This window comes from Winogradskyella sp. A2, from assembly GCF_046762865.1.
GTDB lineage: Bacteria > Bacteroidota > Bacteroidia > Flavobacteriales > Flavobacteriaceae > Winogradskyella.
In genome coordinates this window covers 623,603-638,119 of sequence record NZ_JBKQXM010000001.1, presented here as the reverse complement: position 1 = coordinate 638,119, position 14,517 = coordinate 623,603, and the positions used below count along the sequence as shown (strand labels likewise).

General features: G+C 32.9%; 14 protein-coding genes and 1 other RNA gene. 12 read left to right on the top strand and 3 right to left on the bottom strand.

What is annotated here, in order from left to right; all coding sequences use genetic code 11:
- Positions 1–8: 8 nt before the first annotated feature.
- Genes ACFWV9_RS02860 through ACFWV9_RS02850 form a run of 3 tightly spaced genes read left to right on the top strand, consistent with a single transcriptional unit; the run spans position 9 to position 3,441 of the window.
- The gene (locus ACFWV9_RS02860; RefSeq protein WP_411893725.1) at positions 9–2,030 is read left to right on the top strand and encodes a tetratricopeptide repeat protein; all 2,022 of its coding nucleotides are present in this window, start codon (positions 9–11) and stop codon (positions 2,028–2,030) included.
- Positions 2,027–2,401, top strand: a complete 375-nt coding sequence (locus tag ACFWV9_RS02855) for a response regulator (RefSeq protein WP_411893724.1) — start codon at positions 2,027–2,029, stop codon at positions 2,399–2,401. The genes ACFWV9_RS02860 and ACFWV9_RS02855 overlap by 4 nt, the downstream gene beginning before the upstream one ends.
- On the top strand, positions 2,401–3,441 hold the full coding sequence (locus tag ACFWV9_RS02850) for an adenylate/guanylate cyclase domain-containing protein (RefSeq protein WP_411893723.1): 1,041 nt from the start codon (positions 2,401–2,403) through the stop codon (positions 3,439–3,441). Before ACFWV9_RS02855 ends, ACFWV9_RS02850 begins: the two co-directional genes overlap by 1 nt.
- A gap of 18 nt (positions 3,442–3,459) precedes the next feature.
- On the opposite strand, the gene ACFWV9_RS02845 is transcribed toward ACFWV9_RS02850, so the two are convergent.
- Positions 3,460–3,813 carry a hypothetical protein gene (locus ACFWV9_RS02845; protein WP_411893722.1) on the bottom strand — a complete coding sequence of 118 codons (354 nt, stop codon included), beginning with the start codon at positions 3,811–3,813 and terminating at the stop codon, positions 3,460–3,462.
- Positions 3,814–3,916: 103 nt separating this feature from the next.
- Between ACFWV9_RS02845 and ACFWV9_RS02840 the strand changes: the two genes are divergently transcribed.
- The 6 genes from ACFWV9_RS02840 to ACFWV9_RS02815 all read left to right on the top strand — a co-directional run bounded on the left by ACFWV9_RS02840 (position 3,917) and on the right by ACFWV9_RS02815 (position 7,592).
- The gene (locus ACFWV9_RS02840; RefSeq protein ID WP_411893721.1) at positions 3,917–4,525 is read left to right on the top strand and encodes a hypothetical protein; all 609 of its coding nucleotides are present in this window, start codon (positions 3,917–3,919) and stop codon (positions 4,523–4,525) included.
- Positions 4,526–4,532: 7 nt separating this feature from the next.
- Positions 4,533–4,814: a hypothetical protein gene (locus tag ACFWV9_RS02835; protein WP_411893720.1), complete on the top strand. Its 282-nt coding sequence runs from the start codon at positions 4,533–4,535 to the stop codon at positions 4,812–4,814.
- A gap of 5 nt (positions 4,815–4,819) precedes the next feature.
- Positions 4,820–5,113, top strand: coding sequence for a winged helix-turn-helix domain-containing protein (locus tag ACFWV9_RS02830; protein ID WP_411893719.1), 294 nt, complete (start codon positions 4,820–4,822; stop codon positions 5,111–5,113).
- 62 nt (positions 5,114–5,175) lie between these two features.
- Complete coding sequence (gene creD / locus ACFWV9_RS02825) at positions 5,176–6,549, top strand: cell envelope integrity protein CreD (RefSeq protein WP_411893718.1); 1,374 nt, start codon at positions 5,176–5,178, stop codon at positions 6,547–6,549.
- A 10-nt stretch (positions 6,550–6,559) separates the two neighbouring features.
- Positions 6,560–6,958: a DUF2809 domain-containing protein gene (locus ACFWV9_RS02820; protein ID WP_411893717.1), complete on the top strand. Its 399-nt coding sequence runs from the start codon at positions 6,560–6,562 to the stop codon at positions 6,956–6,958.
- Positions 6,921–7,592: a DUF1361 domain-containing protein gene (locus ACFWV9_RS02815; RefSeq protein WP_411893716.1), complete on the top strand. Its 672-nt coding sequence runs from the start codon at positions 6,921–6,923 to the stop codon at positions 7,590–7,592. The genes ACFWV9_RS02820 and ACFWV9_RS02815 overlap by 38 nt, the downstream gene beginning before the upstream one ends.
- On the opposite strand, the gene ACFWV9_RS02810 is transcribed toward ACFWV9_RS02815, so the two are convergent.
- Together ACFWV9_RS02810 and ACFWV9_RS02805 are read right to left on the bottom strand one after the other, a co-directional pair.
- A complete protein-coding gene (locus ACFWV9_RS02810; protein WP_411893715.1) occupies positions 7,589–8,329 on the bottom strand; it encodes a slipin family protein in 741 nt (246 codons plus the stop codon). The two genes, ACFWV9_RS02815 and ACFWV9_RS02810, sit on opposite strands and share 4 nt — an antisense overlap.
- A gap of 100 nt (positions 8,330–8,429) precedes the next feature.
- Entirely contained in the window at positions 8,430–9,635 is a 1,206-nt protein-coding gene (locus ACFWV9_RS02805; protein ID WP_411893714.1) for an NAD(P)-dependent oxidoreductase, read from the bottom strand.
- A gap of 162 nt (positions 9,636–9,797) precedes the next feature.
- Here ACFWV9_RS02805 and ssrA point away from each other — a divergent pair.
- From ssrA to ACFWV9_RS02790, 3 genes are all read left to right on the top strand, one after another.
- Positions 9,798–10,190: a transfer-messenger RNA gene (gene ssrA / locus ACFWV9_RS02800) on the top strand.
- A 302-nt stretch (positions 10,191–10,492) separates the two neighbouring features.
- A complete protein-coding gene (locus ACFWV9_RS02795; RefSeq protein ID WP_411893713.1) occupies positions 10,493–13,429 on the top strand; it encodes a two-component regulator propeller domain-containing protein in 2,937 nt (978 codons plus the stop codon).
- 2 nt (positions 13,430–13,431) lie between these two features.
- The gene (locus ACFWV9_RS02790; RefSeq protein ID WP_411893712.1) at positions 13,432–14,514 is read left to right on the top strand and encodes a transporter substrate-binding domain-containing protein; all 1,083 of its coding nucleotides are present in this window, start codon (positions 13,432–13,434) and stop codon (positions 14,512–14,514) included.
- Positions 14,515–14,517: the final 3 nt, after the last annotated feature.

Genomic DNA, 14,517 nt, shown 5'->3' with positions numbered 1-14,517 from the left:
GAGAAACTATGATAAAAAGAAAGTTAAATACAGGTATTGCTTGCCTACTTTTTATTTTTTCAGTTGGGTTAATTTATGCTCAAAACGATCGTGTTAAAGACTTACTGCAACAATTAGAAGTTGCCACACATGACAGTACTCGAGTTTATGCAAATAAACAATTGGGCTATTTTTATCAGCATAGCAATCAGGAAAAAGCTATAAATTATTTTAATGATGGTGTAATTGCTGCCAAACGCTCTAATGATAGTTTGCAATTAGCGAACTTATTTTACAGTATTGGCTATACCTATAGTGTTAAACAAGAATTACCAAATGCTATAAAAAACTACCTCGATGCTGCACGTATTTATGAAAAATTAAAAGATGATTGGCGTTTAGTTAATACCTATATGGGCATATCTAATCTTTATATCTCAGACGAGGATGTAGACAAACAAGCTCAATATTTAGATTATGCAGAAGATTTGGTTTTAAAAGGAAACGATAGTGTTCAATTGGGCAATTTTTATAGCCACAAAGGGGTTATATATGACCAAAGAAAATCCTACGATTCTGCAATCGTTTACTTAAAAAAGAGTCTTAAAATAGCCCAACAAATAAAAAACAAAAACTCTATTGCGGCGGCGCTCACAAATCTAGGACTTACTTACAAGCATATTGGAAATACCGATGCTGCCCTTAACTTTTATAAGCAAGCATTAAATATCTTCGAGGAAGAAAAAAACGATTTTTCTCTTGGTATATTATATAACAATATTGCCTCAGCCCATGCTCAAAAACAAGATTATAAATCTGGTGAAGAAGCATTCAATAAAAGTATAGATTATGCAAACATCGTTGGGTCACAACAAATACTGTTACAAGATTACAAGGACTTGGCCACGATGTACGGCAAAAAACCAGATTACAAAAAACAAGCTGAGTTTTTAGAAAAATATTATTCTCTTAAAGACAGTCTCTTCACTGCCGAAAAAGAAAATCAATTCTCACAATTAGAAAGCGATTATATAATTGAAAAGAAAGATTTGGAGCTTGAAGCACAGCAACTTGATATTGAGAAAAAACAAATACAGAATACCATTTATATCATTCTGTTTTCATTTAGTGTGGTCATTTTAGGATTATTGTTGTTCTATTATAAACGATCTCGCAAAAAGAATAATCTTTTACAATCTCAGAACCAACTTATTATTGAACAGAAAAATACTTTAGAAACCACCTTATCCGATCTTAAAGCTACACAATCACAATTAATCCAATCAGAGAAAATGGCGAGTCTAGGGGAACTTACTGCGGGTATTGCACACGAAATACAGAATCCGCTCAACTTTGTAAATAACTTCTCTGAAGTGAGTAATGAACTCATTGATGAGATGAACGAAGAACTAAACAAAGGAGAATTTGAGGAAGCCAAAGCCATTTCAAAAGATATTAAACAAAATCTTGAGAAGATTAACCATCATGGTAAACGTGCAGATGCTATTGTAAAAGGAATGCTGCAACATAGTAGAAATAACTCAGGTGAAAAAGAAAACGTGGACCTCAATAAACTTAGCGATGAATTCTTAAGATTAGCTTATCATGGCTTACGTGCCAAAGACAAAAGTTTTAACGCCACACTAGAAACAAATTTTGATCCTAAACTAGGAGCGATAGAAGTTGTAAGTCAGGAAATTGGAAGAGTAATTTTAAATTTATTCACCAATGCCTTTTATGCGGTTAATGAAAAACATGCTTCTGTCGCCTCTTCCGATTATAAGCCAACGGTATCAGTAACTACGAAAAGACTCAAAAACAGCATCACTATTGCTATAAAAGATAACGGTAATGGAATCCCTAAAAACGTAGTAGATAAAATTTTTGAACCCTTTTTTACAACTAAACCTACTGGTAAAGGCACTGGTTTGGGCTTATCTATGAGTTATGATATTATTAAAGCCCATAATGGTCAATTAGATGTGAAGACCAAAACTGGCGAGTTTACAGAATTTAAAATCACATTACCTATTAAAACCAAAAAATCATGAAGATATTAGTAGTAGACGACGAACACGATGTTCAACTTCTTTTTCAGCAGCGGTTTAGAAAAGAAATTAGAAAAGGTGAACTCAATTTTGTATTTGCATTTTCTGGAGAAGAAGCATTAGAAACACTTCGAAATATGGAACATGAAGCTGTTCTTATCCTATCCGATATTAACATGCCAGGAATGAGTGGACTTCAACTATTAGAGATTATAAAGAAAGACTTTATAGCACCTCCTCCTATTGTAATGATGGTAACAGCATATGGTGATGATGAGAATTATAATACTGCCAAAGAACTTGGAGCTGATGATTTCCTTACTAAACCAGTAGATTTTAAATTATTAAAAGAAAAACTAATACAGAATATATAATGGCTAAGATATTAGTAGTTGATGACGAAACGGATTTAGAAGTACTTATAAAACAGAAATTCCGAAAAAAAATAAGGTCACAGGAATATGAATTCCTATTTGCAATAAACGGGAAGGATGCTTTAGTTAAGATTAACCAAAACCCTGAGGTAGATATCGTTTTAAGTGATATAAATATGCCAGAAATGGATGGTCTTACCCTACTCGCAGAACTAAGCGAATTGAGTCCATTAATAAAGTCGGTAATTGTATCTGCCTATGGTGATATGGATAATATTAGAACAGCCATGAATAGGGGAGCTTTTGATTTTATTACAAAGCCAATAAATTTTGAGGATTTAACCATAACCATGGAAAAAACCATAGAACATGCAAGACATCTCAAGGAAACGCTACAAGCAATAAAAGAAAACAACATTCTTAAAATGTATGTAGATGAGAATGTATTGAACTTTATGGGAAACAAAGAGTTTGAGACTACTATGATGACTAATGAAACCATTGAGGGGACTGTAATGTTTATAGACATTTGTGATTTCACAAGTATTAGTGAAACGACTGCCGCAGATAAAGTAGTAAAGATGATCAATGCTTATTTTGATGAAATAGTTAAAGAAATCATTGATCAGAAAGGTTATATAGATAAATTTATTGGTGATGCAATTATGGCAGTATTCAGAGGAGAATACCACCTTGACAGAGCTATTGATGTAGCACTTGCTGTAAGGGACAAATTAAACGATTTGACCGAAATTGGAGAAGATGTTGGCTTTATACCAAAGGTATCTATTGGTATTAAAAGTGGCGAAATGGTGTCTGGTAATATTGGTTCAGTAAGTTTAAAAAGATTAGACTATACCGTAATTGGAGACAATGTTAATACTGCAGCAAGACTAGAGGACACAGCTAAACCAAATCAAATAATCATTTCAGAAGACTGCTACAAAAAAGTTAAAGAATCTTTTAAATGTAATAAGGTAGGTACAGTACAACTTAAAAATAAAACAACTCCAGTAACAATTTATGAAGTCTTAGAATAAATAATTTTTTAAGACCAATTAGAAAATTCGCAAAATCCCTATAACGAGAAGCGCAATACCAATTATGGCTTTAAATGGCATTAATTGATCAGAAAGTTTTCTTAAGGTAGTTTCTAGTGCTGGTACCTTTCCAAAAACATGGGTTAACAGTAAGATACCACCTAATATGCTCACTATATTAAATATTAAGTTATTCCAAAATGTGATTAATGGCAATATGACTAACACACCACCAATAACAGTTTGAAATGGTGCTAATGAGTTAGCAATTTTATTAAAAAAGTTACTCTCACCATCCCACTTATCTAATGTAGCAAGTCCTAAAAGTATACCTCCAGTAATATTTGCAATTGTCAACACAAGCCCTACCATAGTAATAAATTTTAAGTTCAATATAAATTTAAGAATAACTTAGAATTTATTTGTAGTAATGAAATAATTTATTTTACTTTGTATTTCAAAGTACTTTAATATTATGAGTAACGAAGATTATTTAAAAGACATCAGCGAGATTAAAAACTTAATGAATAAGTCTTCTCGTTTTATTTCCTTAAGTGGTTTATCTGGCATTTTGGCAGGTGTATATGCATTAATTGGTGCTGCTATAACCTACCATTTGGTAACGACATATAGCTACGGCACCCTCACACTAGACGGATGGGTTTTCAGAACCTCAATGATTATATTATTTGCCGTTGCATTTCTGAGTATTGTCACAGGTATATTCCTTACTACCAGAAAAGCAAAAAAGAATGGAGAAAAAATCTGGGATAGTTCTTCACAAAGATTACTCCTTAACTTTTTGATTCCGCTTGTAGTTGGCGGCTTGTATTGCATTATAATTCTGAATCAAGGTCGATATGGTCAAACAGGTGGCCTAATGCTAATATTTTATGGCCTTGCACTTGTCAATGCCTCAAAATACAGTATTGGCAATATAAAATACCTTGGGTATATTGAGATTATTCTTGGTTTAATAGCAACACTTTATCCAGGTTATGGTTTCTGGCTTTGGATAGCTGGTTTTGGTATTATGCATATTGTTTATGGCACCTGGATGCACTTTAAATACGATTCTAAATAAATTTATCATGGTAATCAATAAACGTTTTGGTTTAATTTTGGGTATCGCAATTTTAATATTGGCAATCCCTTTAATAGCAATGCAATTTACCTCGGAGGTAAATTGGGACATTGGAGATTTTATAATTGCTGGAATATTATTATTTGGCACAGGCATATTACTAGAACTTATTCTGGTAAAATCAAAAAAGTACAAGACAGTACTAATAGTAACAGTCATAGTTTTACTTTTGCTAATCTGGATAGAAATGGCAGTAGGTATATTTGGATCTCCTATCGCTGGTAGCTAATATTTATGAGTATAATAACAAATATTAATAAGCTTTTTGACCATAGGATACGACTTGGAATAATGTCTATATTAATGGTTAACGAACATGCCGATTTTAATTCGCTGAAGGAATTGCTTGGTGCAACCGACGGTAATTTGGCAAGTCATACCAAAGCACTAGAAAAAGCTGAATATATTTTGGTAGAAAAACAATTCATTGGTCGTAAACCAAACACGCGATACAGTGCAACTAAATTGGGTAAAACAGAATTTAAAAAACATATTGAAGCACTAGAAAAATTAATCAAAACATCCTAAACACTTTTTTTTACGTATTTACTTTGAAATACAAAGTACTTTTAAATATTCAAATCAACATCATGGAAAACAACGAGAACAAAAACACAGCACAACCAACTAATAAATTCGGCCATTGGTTAAAGACATCAATTACCGCCAGAATGATCATTGTAGGTGTTTTAATAATGGTTTTATTAATACCGCTAACCTACGTCAATATTCTAATTGAAGAGCGTTCCTACAGACAGCAAGACGTGGTAAGGGAAATTAATACTAAATGGGGAAATGATGTTATTATTTACGGTCCAATCTTAAAAGTTCCTTATAAGACCTACACTGAAATTTCTAAGCTCAATGAAAAAACAAAATCCTATATAAAAGAAACCAAAACACATATCAATTACGCCTATATCTTTCCTGAAGAATTAACAACAGATGCCAATGTCAATTCTAAATCATTGTATCTAGGTAATTTTGAATCTGCCGTCTTCACAGCCAATATACAGCTCAATGGCAGATTCAATACAGTTGATTTAAGCACTAAAGGCATTAAAAGCAAGGATATTATTTGGGACAAAGCTACCATGCTTTTTAAGACAACCAACCTAAAGGGTATAAAAACCGAAATGGCCATTCAACTCAATGGAAATAATTATCCTTTTGAAACCAATTTCAATGAAAATTCTCCACATCAATTAGACGAACTTGAAACCAATTTTATAGGTAAATCACTTTTACAGAACACCTTTAAATTCAACATGAATGTTACTTACGACGGCAGCGAACAAATTAAACTAATACCAGTTGGTAAAACTACAACAATGACCATGGAATCAAATTGGGCAGATCCTGGTTTTATTGGCAACTATTCACCAAATGATGAGACAAGAAGCATTACCGAAGATGGCTTTAAGGTAGATTGGAAAGTACTTTCCGTAAATAGAGCCTTCTCCCAACAATATCTTAAGAAGCTTCCGAATCTTCATCAGTTCGCTTTTGGGACCAAATTTGTGGTATTGGTAGATGAATATCAAAAAAGTGAACGTTCTGCTAAATATGGGTTTTTAGTGATTGGACTAACCTTTCTTTTGTTCTTCCTTATTCAAACCTTAAGTAAAATAAATATTCATCCCTTTCAATATTTAATGATTGGTATTGCCTTAATCATGTTCTATACTCTTTTGGTATCTATTTCAGAACATAGCAACTTTTTGAAAGCCTATTTAATCGCAGGTGTCTCCGTAGTATTGTTAATTACACTGTACTCAAAATCTATACTTAAAACCTTAAAGTTTCCAATATTTATTGGTTTATCCTTAACCGCATTATATGCATTTATATATGTCATCATTCAATTGGAAAACTATGCACTACTAGTTGGCAGTATAGGCTTGTTTATCATACTAGCTATAGTAATGTTTGTGTCGCGAAAAATAGACTGGAATAACGGTTAAAAGAAAATAAATGAAACTTCAATTCAACAAATATTACCTCGTATTAGCACACTCCCTTTTCTTAATGGAAGTAGCAATAGCTTTTATTATAAAAACTGGTTTTATACGCTATACGTTTGGAGATTATTTGGTGGTTATTTTATTATATGCAATTATTAGAGGATGTACCAATCTGAAAGTTTGGGTCTCAGCATTGGTTGTCCTCTTAATTGCTTATCTCATTGAAATGCTCCAATTAGTTCATTTCTTAACCTACTTTAACTTAGAAAATAACCCAACTGCTAATCTCATATTGGGTAGCACATTTCAAATGGGCGATCTCTTGGCCTACACACTGGGAATATTAACCGTATTAATTTTTGAACATTATTATGCAAACAATAAAAACACTTATTCTTTCAAAATTTAAATCGTTCTCATTAGTAACAATGGCGCTAAGTTTTAGCATCATTGCTTTAATGATAAGAGTGAAGTTAAATAAATCATTTTTCTATCTATTTTTAGTTTGGAATGTATTCTTAGCAATTATACCCTATATCATTACCATATATCTAAATACCAAACAAAATTTAAACAAATTTAAACTTGTTCTTTGGTGTATAATATGGATTCTATTTTTACCCAATGCACCATATATTGTTACAGATTTAATGCATTTAAGACTAGGGAATAGTTCATTATTGTGGTTAGATATTATTGTAATTCTATCTTTTGCCTTTACTGGTTTGCTCCTCTTCTACCTCTCCATATTAGACATGCAAAAACTATTAACAAAGAGATATCCTAAACTACCAATAAAAACAATAACCTATTCTATTATCCTTTTAAGCGGTTTTGGAGTTTATCTTGGTAGATTTTTACGATATAACTCATGGGAAATAATAAGCCAGCCACAATATCTAATATCAGATATTATAGGAATTATACTGAGCCCATTTCAGCATTTTAACGCTTGGCTATTTACTTTAGGTTTTGGTGGATTCTTATTAGTTGGTTTTTGGATCTTTAAAGTGATTTACTACCTAAAACCAATTGAAAACTAATCCTCCTTATTTAACCTTGGTAATACCTCTTCAGGGAATGGGAACAGAATAGTTGAGTTCTTTTCTGCTGCTATGTTAGATAACGTTTGATATAGCCTTAACTTAATTGCAGATGGTGATTTATCAATTTGTTTACCAGCTTGTAATAATGCACCTGCTGCCTGTTCTTCAGCTTGAGCCAAAATAATTCTTGCACGACGCGAACGTTCTGCTTCAGCTTGATTAGCCATCATTCGCTTCATATTTTCTGGTAACTGAATATCTTTTATCTTAACATCGATAATCTCAATTCCCCATTCTTTTGTTTCCAATTCTACTATGGCTTTTATGTTTTTACCCATTTCTTCGCGGTTAGATAAAATGGTATCCAATTCCACTTTACCACAAACATCTCTTAAAGCGGCTTGCGACAATTGTGATATAGCAAACTGGTATTCTTCAACTTCTAGAACTGCCATTTCAGGGTCAATGACCTTAAAAAAGACCACACCATCAATACTACATGGCACGTTATCTTCAGTCATTACCTCTTGGGAAACAATATTAACTGTAATTACCCTTATATCAACGATTTGTATGGTTTCAATAAGAGGAATCACCCATCTAAATCCAGGTCTAAGCGTACCGACATACTTCCCAAATCTAAATTTTAAGGCGCGTTTATATTCAAAAATAATTCTAATTCCTGCTAAGAGGAATACAACAATAAATACTGTAAATAATAATGGAGGATTCATAATTTGGTTTATTTAGTGATACTATTAATTTATAACAGCTTAGAAGGTCACTAAATAAAACCAATTACAAAATGATATTGGTCAACTTAAAATTTGAAGGCTATTCCTTACCATCAACGAAGTCTTGGAGGTAGCTGAATCTCTCCGTAAGTTTACCATTCTCTGTGAGTTTTGCTCTTTGCAATATTCCTTTTTCATCATCATTGAAAAATGCAGGAAGTACATGTTCTATAAATGTTACACCGAAACCTTCACTGGCATCTTTTGGCAACTCACAAGGTAAATTATCTACTGCCATAACAGTTATAGTGCCTTCAGTACCAAATGGAACCTCAGTTTCGGAAATGGGATCGTATCCATAAAACGGATCCGCTATGGTAGATGATCTTATAGTACTTGCAACAGGTCCATCAACATCACAAGAAATATCAGCAACAAGATTAATTCTAAAATCTGGATGCCTAACATCTTCTCTTGTAAACAAATATGGTGCGTTATTACCATAAAAATGACCTGCTATAAAGAAATCTGATAATTTGGCATAAGGCAAGAAGTTACTCTCATATCCTGAAGGATCTTTATAAAAAGCTAACCTATCTCCTACCTTGCCATCCGTTCTTTTTGCGTATTCCATAACATCAACCCTACAATACACAGGTTCGGTAAATTCTGAAGTTAAGTATAAGGCATCACTGACTTCCTTAACACCCATATGATCAAGAATTTCACTAGCACCATTTGCTACTTTCCCAGTACCAGATAATAATATTTTAATGTTTGGGAGTTGTATCTTATTTAGCACCTCCTTAACCTCATGTAAATCAGCAAGGGTTTCTACTTTAGGCAACTTAAAAAGTCCATCTCTTATCCCTAAAGCTCTAATACCATTATAGGCACCAACTAAACCTGCATAACGCCCAAAGCCAATTAATCTGTAGCCATTAGGATCAACGATGGTCTCATGGTCATATAAACGTATGTTCTTGTCTAAAATAGCTTTTAGTAATTCCCTGTTATAAGGCTGTTTTTTAATGGTATGAGAAAAGAAAAAGTAGTCTTTGTTAGTTACCAAAGCATCAACAGGTACTTCTTTTACACCAATCATAACATCTGCATCAGACACATCATCTGTTACTTCAAATCCAAGTTTTGTATATGCCTCATCTGAAAACACCCTAATATCTGATGACTCAATAACAAACTCAGCCTCAGGAAACCGTTTCCTTGCTTCTGCAAGTGTTTCTGGTGAAAAAACAACACGTCTATCTGGTGGATTTTTACGTTCTTTTATGATGGCAAATTTCATACTTAAAATTTTTAAAAACTGACAAATTTGTCAGGAAATAGATATGGAATAATTTTTGCACGAAAATAACTGGATTTAAGAGGTTGCACAACTTTTTTTGTAACTTCGTCCGCGCTCAAAATAACTTTGTGACGTTGAGCATCCTTTTTTAGATTATCATTTGGGGTCGACTGGTTTTGACAGCGAGATTAATTAAATGGTAAGCACGTCGTGTAATGGCATTGAAACACGTAAAAGGCTAGACCAAATTTTAAACGGCGAGAATAACTACGCTTTAGCTGCATAATCTGAATTATAGTAAGATTGGCCTAGGCTCACAAGGTGAGCAAGCTAAATGTCTCCAGAAAGCCTTGGTTAGTGGCGTTCTATTTAGAGGCATCGTAAATATTAACTAAGATTGGGTAAGGCTTTGATGCCCTTTCGAGATTGAGAAGCTAAGCTATAAGTAGGCTGTTTTTTGTCAGCTTATGGCCAACAATTAACAAAAAACTAAACGTGTAGAAAGCTCTTTGGTTACTTGTTTGGACGAGAGTTCGATTCTCTCCGGCTCCACATCAAGCGCAATTTAATTGCGGTTTTTAACGAATAAATCTGACAAGTTTACTTGATCAGATTTTTTGTTTGAAAGCGTTTGTCTTGAAAAGACAATAAATTGCATTTGCAACTTTAGACTTACTAGAGAACAGCAGAGCTAATCTCTCCGACTCCACAACAATCGCAACTGTCTGATGAAAACACAGGCAGTTGTATTTCTAATTTTGAATTCACTAGAGAACAACTAAATTTATCTCTACAACTCACAATTAATAAGCCTTTATTGAAACAATAAGGGCTTTTTTTTGCTATCTTAGTAGAGGATGACTCAAAGATTAAACCAACTGATTTTCTTCTTTTTTTTGTGTGGTATTTGTTCCATTTTAACCGCGCAACAATATGGTTATGTCCAATATCATAATGCGTCTGGAGCACCATTTGATCAGGTAAATACAGTAGTAGAAGATAGCGAAGGATTTGTCTGGATTGGTAGTGATAACGGACTCTACAGATTTGATGGTATTGGATATGATTTTTACAGTATACATACTGAAAGTCAAACCATCAATCAACTTCAACTAAACGATAGTAGTATTGTATTTGTCAATGATAAAGGTCTCTACCAAATTGAGAATCTAATCAATGAACCAAAAATTGAGGCCTTATTGGAAGGCTCTGTCCAAAAAACTAGTGATCTTCCCTTCTACCCTAACAACTTATTTATCTCTAAGGATAAAAGTATTTGGCTAAGTCAATCTAATCACGCCATCGGCAAATGGAAAGATGGTAAATTTGAGTCTTATGCTTTTTCTAGCAGCACAGCATCACAAAAATTAAACATAAAAACAGATTCAAATGATGGTATATGGGTTTTAAGTCCCTTAGATGGTTTATTTAAATTAAACACTTCTACTAATACTTTTGATAAAAAACTTGAAATCAAAAATGGGACTGCCTTACTTTTAACGAACAACCATATCATTATTGGGAATGAATCAGTGAACATTTATACGCTTTCAGGAGAGACTCCAAGATTGATTAAAACAATAGCACTAGATAATGATCAAATAACCACATTACATTCAGACAAAACGAATCAATATTATGTGGGTACTAAAAAAGGGAATCTGTATAAAATGAAAGACTTAAAAAGTCCATTAGAAACTATTTATGGAGCCAATGAAGCTCATAGAGTTGAAAAATTAGACTTTGGGCGCATTAACGAAATCTATATCACAACCAATATTAATAGTAATAAAGATAAACTATGGATTAGTTCATCATCAGGATTATGGTTATTACAACAACGTTTTTTTAAAACCGTTGATAATTTACCAATGAATAATCCTATTGGAATCTCAATAAGTGATGAAGGCAAGGCTTGGGCACCTATAAATAATCTATATGAAATCTCTCCGGAACAAGATGGTTTTACAGCCAAACCAATTTATAATAATCTTCAGGTTAACTATGTGGCAACTCAAAATGATGGAACGCTATGGGTTTCAACCAGTACATCTAAAGTTGAATTACTCAAATTCGTCAACCATAAAATAGTAAGAAGGTATGATTTCAATGATCGTGGTGAGTCTATTTTTAATCTGTATTCAGATAGCAAAAAAAATATTTGGCTTTGCCAAGCACCTACTGATAAACCAATAATCGGTATTGCTCAAATAAGCAATAATGGAAACGTAAAATATTATGATGAAAACAAAGGGTTTTCTAGTAGAATTTTGTCCTTAAAAGAAAGTAGTCGAGGTGAAATCTATGCAGTTGGTATTGGTGAGAAAAGTTACTTATATCGCTATGACCCAGATAAAGATCGCTTTATCAACCTCAGTCCAGAACTTCCGTTTACTGCAATGCTTAATTTTGAAGCGCATGATTTAACTATAGATGATCGTGGTGTTGTTTGGTTAGCAACTACAGACGGACTTCTGCATTACGATGGTGAAAAAATCAGGCTAGTTAAGAATGATATTTTGGGTCAGGAAGAAGTAAGAGGTGTTACGCATTATTCTAATGGCAATATATGGGTGGCTACCGCAACCAAAGGCTTAGTATTTCATAAAGGAAATACATCAACAGTCTTGGGAGAATCTGAAGGTTTACCTGCGGTGATTAGCGCCTATAGATGTATAACTACAGATAAAAAAGGGCGTCTTTGGGCCGGAACACCTGAAGGTTTAGTCTATTCGAGGATATCAGCATCAGACTTACCATATTCTCACGAACCGAGAATTAGAAAAGTAATAATCAACGGAAATGAATTAAATGAAAATTTGAAAACGGTTATAGAGATAAAAAAAAGCCAGCAATTTGAACTTCAATTTACTAATTTATCATTCCCAGCAAAAAACGTACAGTATCAATACAGATTACTTCCAAATGAAGACAAAGACATATTGCTAGAAGAACGTATTTGGCAGTCTATTGGAAATAGTAGTGCGCTTATATTGAACGAGATTGAGTCGGGAGACTATACTTTAGAATTGAGGGCTAGACAGCCTGGAGGTTATCAATGGAGTAATCCATTGGAAGTTCAATTGTCTATTTATACACCTTGGTATGCAAAAAAGGGGTTTTATTATGCAATAGCTGCATTGGTAATAGTCTTTATAAGTTTCTATTTTAGAGTCTATGCAAAGCGTCGCTTTAAAAGATTACAGGCAGTTTTGAAATATTCCAATGAAAAATTAGCAAAAAAGGAAGAGCTTCTGAATCAAAAAATAAAGGAATTAGAAGAAAAAGGAGACCAATTAGTGAGTGCTTCTACCAATATACAAACCTTAGAACTTTTTATAAAAGGAATACCTCTTAAGGCGTCATGGAATGATATTATTAATGCCATGGGAAAAGCTGTTACCCAAACTGCTGAAGTTAATGCCTTCGAAATTGCGTTTAAAGAAGAAAATGAAATCGTACACAAAGGATATTCAGACCAAGAACGCAGTGGTTTTACTTTTAGAGCAAAACCATTTAACCCAAAATCAAGTTTGACATGCTGGGCGATGGAAAACAATAATGAGGTCTTAATTAATGATTTTGTTAAAGAACATGCCATGTATATACAAGAAAAGGATGTTTACAGATTCAACTCGCTATTATTCATTCCTTTCACTCTAGAGAACAATCAACCTGTAGTATTATGTGCTTATAGTATAAATAAAAATCATTTTGATAAGAACGATCTTATAATGTTTAGAATATTAGCACAATTCATTTATTTGTCCATACACAAAGCATTAACAAAGTAACAATGAGGTATACAAATTTTTACATAATTATATTGTTTTTGTTTGTTTCAAACAATGCTCTGGCAAATACCAAAAGTGATACCCTCACTGTTGGTATATATCAAAATCCACCTTTTGTAATAACATCAGGTGAAGGCGATTACGAAGGCTTAAGCATTGAACTTTGGGAAAACATTGCCAAGTCCTCAGATCTTAACTTTAAGTATGAATTACATTCTGACTTTATAAGTATTTTGAAAAAACTAGAATATAATGAGATTGATCTCACTATAAATCCTATGGACGTTAATGATTTGCGAGTTGGTAAGTTTGATATGACCCAACCATTTTCAATTTCCAGTATTGGAGTGGCTATACCCTATTTAAATCGATCTACATTTTCAGTTTTTATAAGTAATATTTTTTCACTGGAGTTTCTAGAAATTATTTTACTGCTTATTTTAATCATTTTTATTTTTGGTTTTTTTCTTTGGCTAGTTGAACGAAAACATAATAAATTTCAATTTAGACCTGGTTTACTGGGACTTTTTGATGGCTTATGGTGGTCTGCTGTAACAATGACAACCGTTGGTTATGGAGATAAGGCACCAAAATCTAATCTTGGTAAAGCAATCGCCATTATATGGATGTTTACCGCTGTAATTATTATTTCAAGTTTTACGGCTGGTATCGCTTCTACTCTAACTATTTCTGGATTGCAAACCGATATAAAGAATATTGAAGATATTAGACTGGTAGAAAAAATTAGTACAGTAGGTGCATCAAGTGGTGAATATTATTTGATGCAAGAAAATATTCCTGTAGCTCAAACTTACGCATCACCTATTCTTGCTCTTAGAGCAATTGCAAAAAAGGAAAATGATGTTCTTTTATTCGATAAAACTATTTTACAATATTACATTAACAGACTTTCTTTAGATGAAAAAATAAAGCTATTACCTTTCACTTTAAAGGAGAACTACCAAAGTTTTATGTTGCCAAAAAACCATCCTTATTTTGATGAAATTAATGTGGGATTAATGAAAGAAATTCAAAAGGAACAATGGTTAGATCTCCAAAGAAAATATGATGTTAAAGGAAAATAATTA

Excerpts from the sequence above, each read along its gene's own strand:
- ACFWV9_RS02850 (WP_411893723.1), top strand. The coding sequence starts at position 2,401 with ATGGCTAAGATATTAGTAGTTGATGACGAAACGGATTTAGAAGTACTT.
- ACFWV9_RS02810 (WP_411893715.1), bottom strand. The coding sequence starts at position 8,329 with ATGAATCCTCCATTATTATTTACAGTATTTATTGTTGTATTCCTCTTA.
- ACFWV9_RS02835 (WP_411893720.1), top strand. The coding sequence starts at position 4,533 with ATGGTAATCAATAAACGTTTTGGTTTAATTTTGGGTATCGCAATTTTA.
- ACFWV9_RS02845 (WP_411893722.1), bottom strand. The coding sequence starts at position 3,813 with ATGGTAGGGCTTGTGTTGACAATTGCAAATATTACTGGAGGTATACTT.
- ACFWV9_RS02795 (WP_411893713.1), top strand. The coding sequence starts at position 10,493 with ATGACTCAAAGATTAAACCAACTGATTTTCTTCTTTTTTTTGTGTGGT.
- ACFWV9_RS02855 (WP_411893724.1), top strand. The coding sequence starts at position 2,027 with ATGAAGATATTAGTAGTAGACGACGAACACGATGTTCAACTTCTTTTT.
- ACFWV9_RS02815 (WP_411893716.1), top strand. The coding sequence starts at position 6,921 with ATGCAAACAATAAAAACACTTATTCTTTCAAAATTTAAATCGTTCTCA.
- ACFWV9_RS02860 (WP_411893725.1), top strand. The coding sequence starts at position 9 with ATGATAAAAAGAAAGTTAAATACAGGTATTGCTTGCCTACTTTTTATT.
- ACFWV9_RS02820 (WP_411893717.1), top strand. The coding sequence starts at position 6,560 with ATGAAACTTCAATTCAACAAATATTACCTCGTATTAGCACACTCCCTT.
- creD (WP_411893718.1), top strand. The coding sequence starts at position 5,176 with ATGGAAAACAACGAGAACAAAAACACAGCACAACCAACTAATAAATTC.
- ACFWV9_RS02790 (WP_411893712.1), top strand. The coding sequence starts at position 13,432 with ATGAGGTATACAAATTTTTACATAATTATATTGTTTTTGTTTGTTTCA.
- ACFWV9_RS02805 (WP_411893714.1), bottom strand. The coding sequence starts at position 9,635 with ATGAAATTTGCCATCATAAAAGAACGTAAAAATCCACCAGATAGACGT.
- ACFWV9_RS02830 (WP_411893719.1), top strand. The coding sequence starts at position 4,820 with ATGAGTATAATAACAAATATTAATAAGCTTTTTGACCATAGGATACGA.
- ACFWV9_RS02840 (WP_411893721.1), top strand. The coding sequence starts at position 3,917 with ATGAGTAACGAAGATTATTTAAAAGACATCAGCGAGATTAAAAACTTA.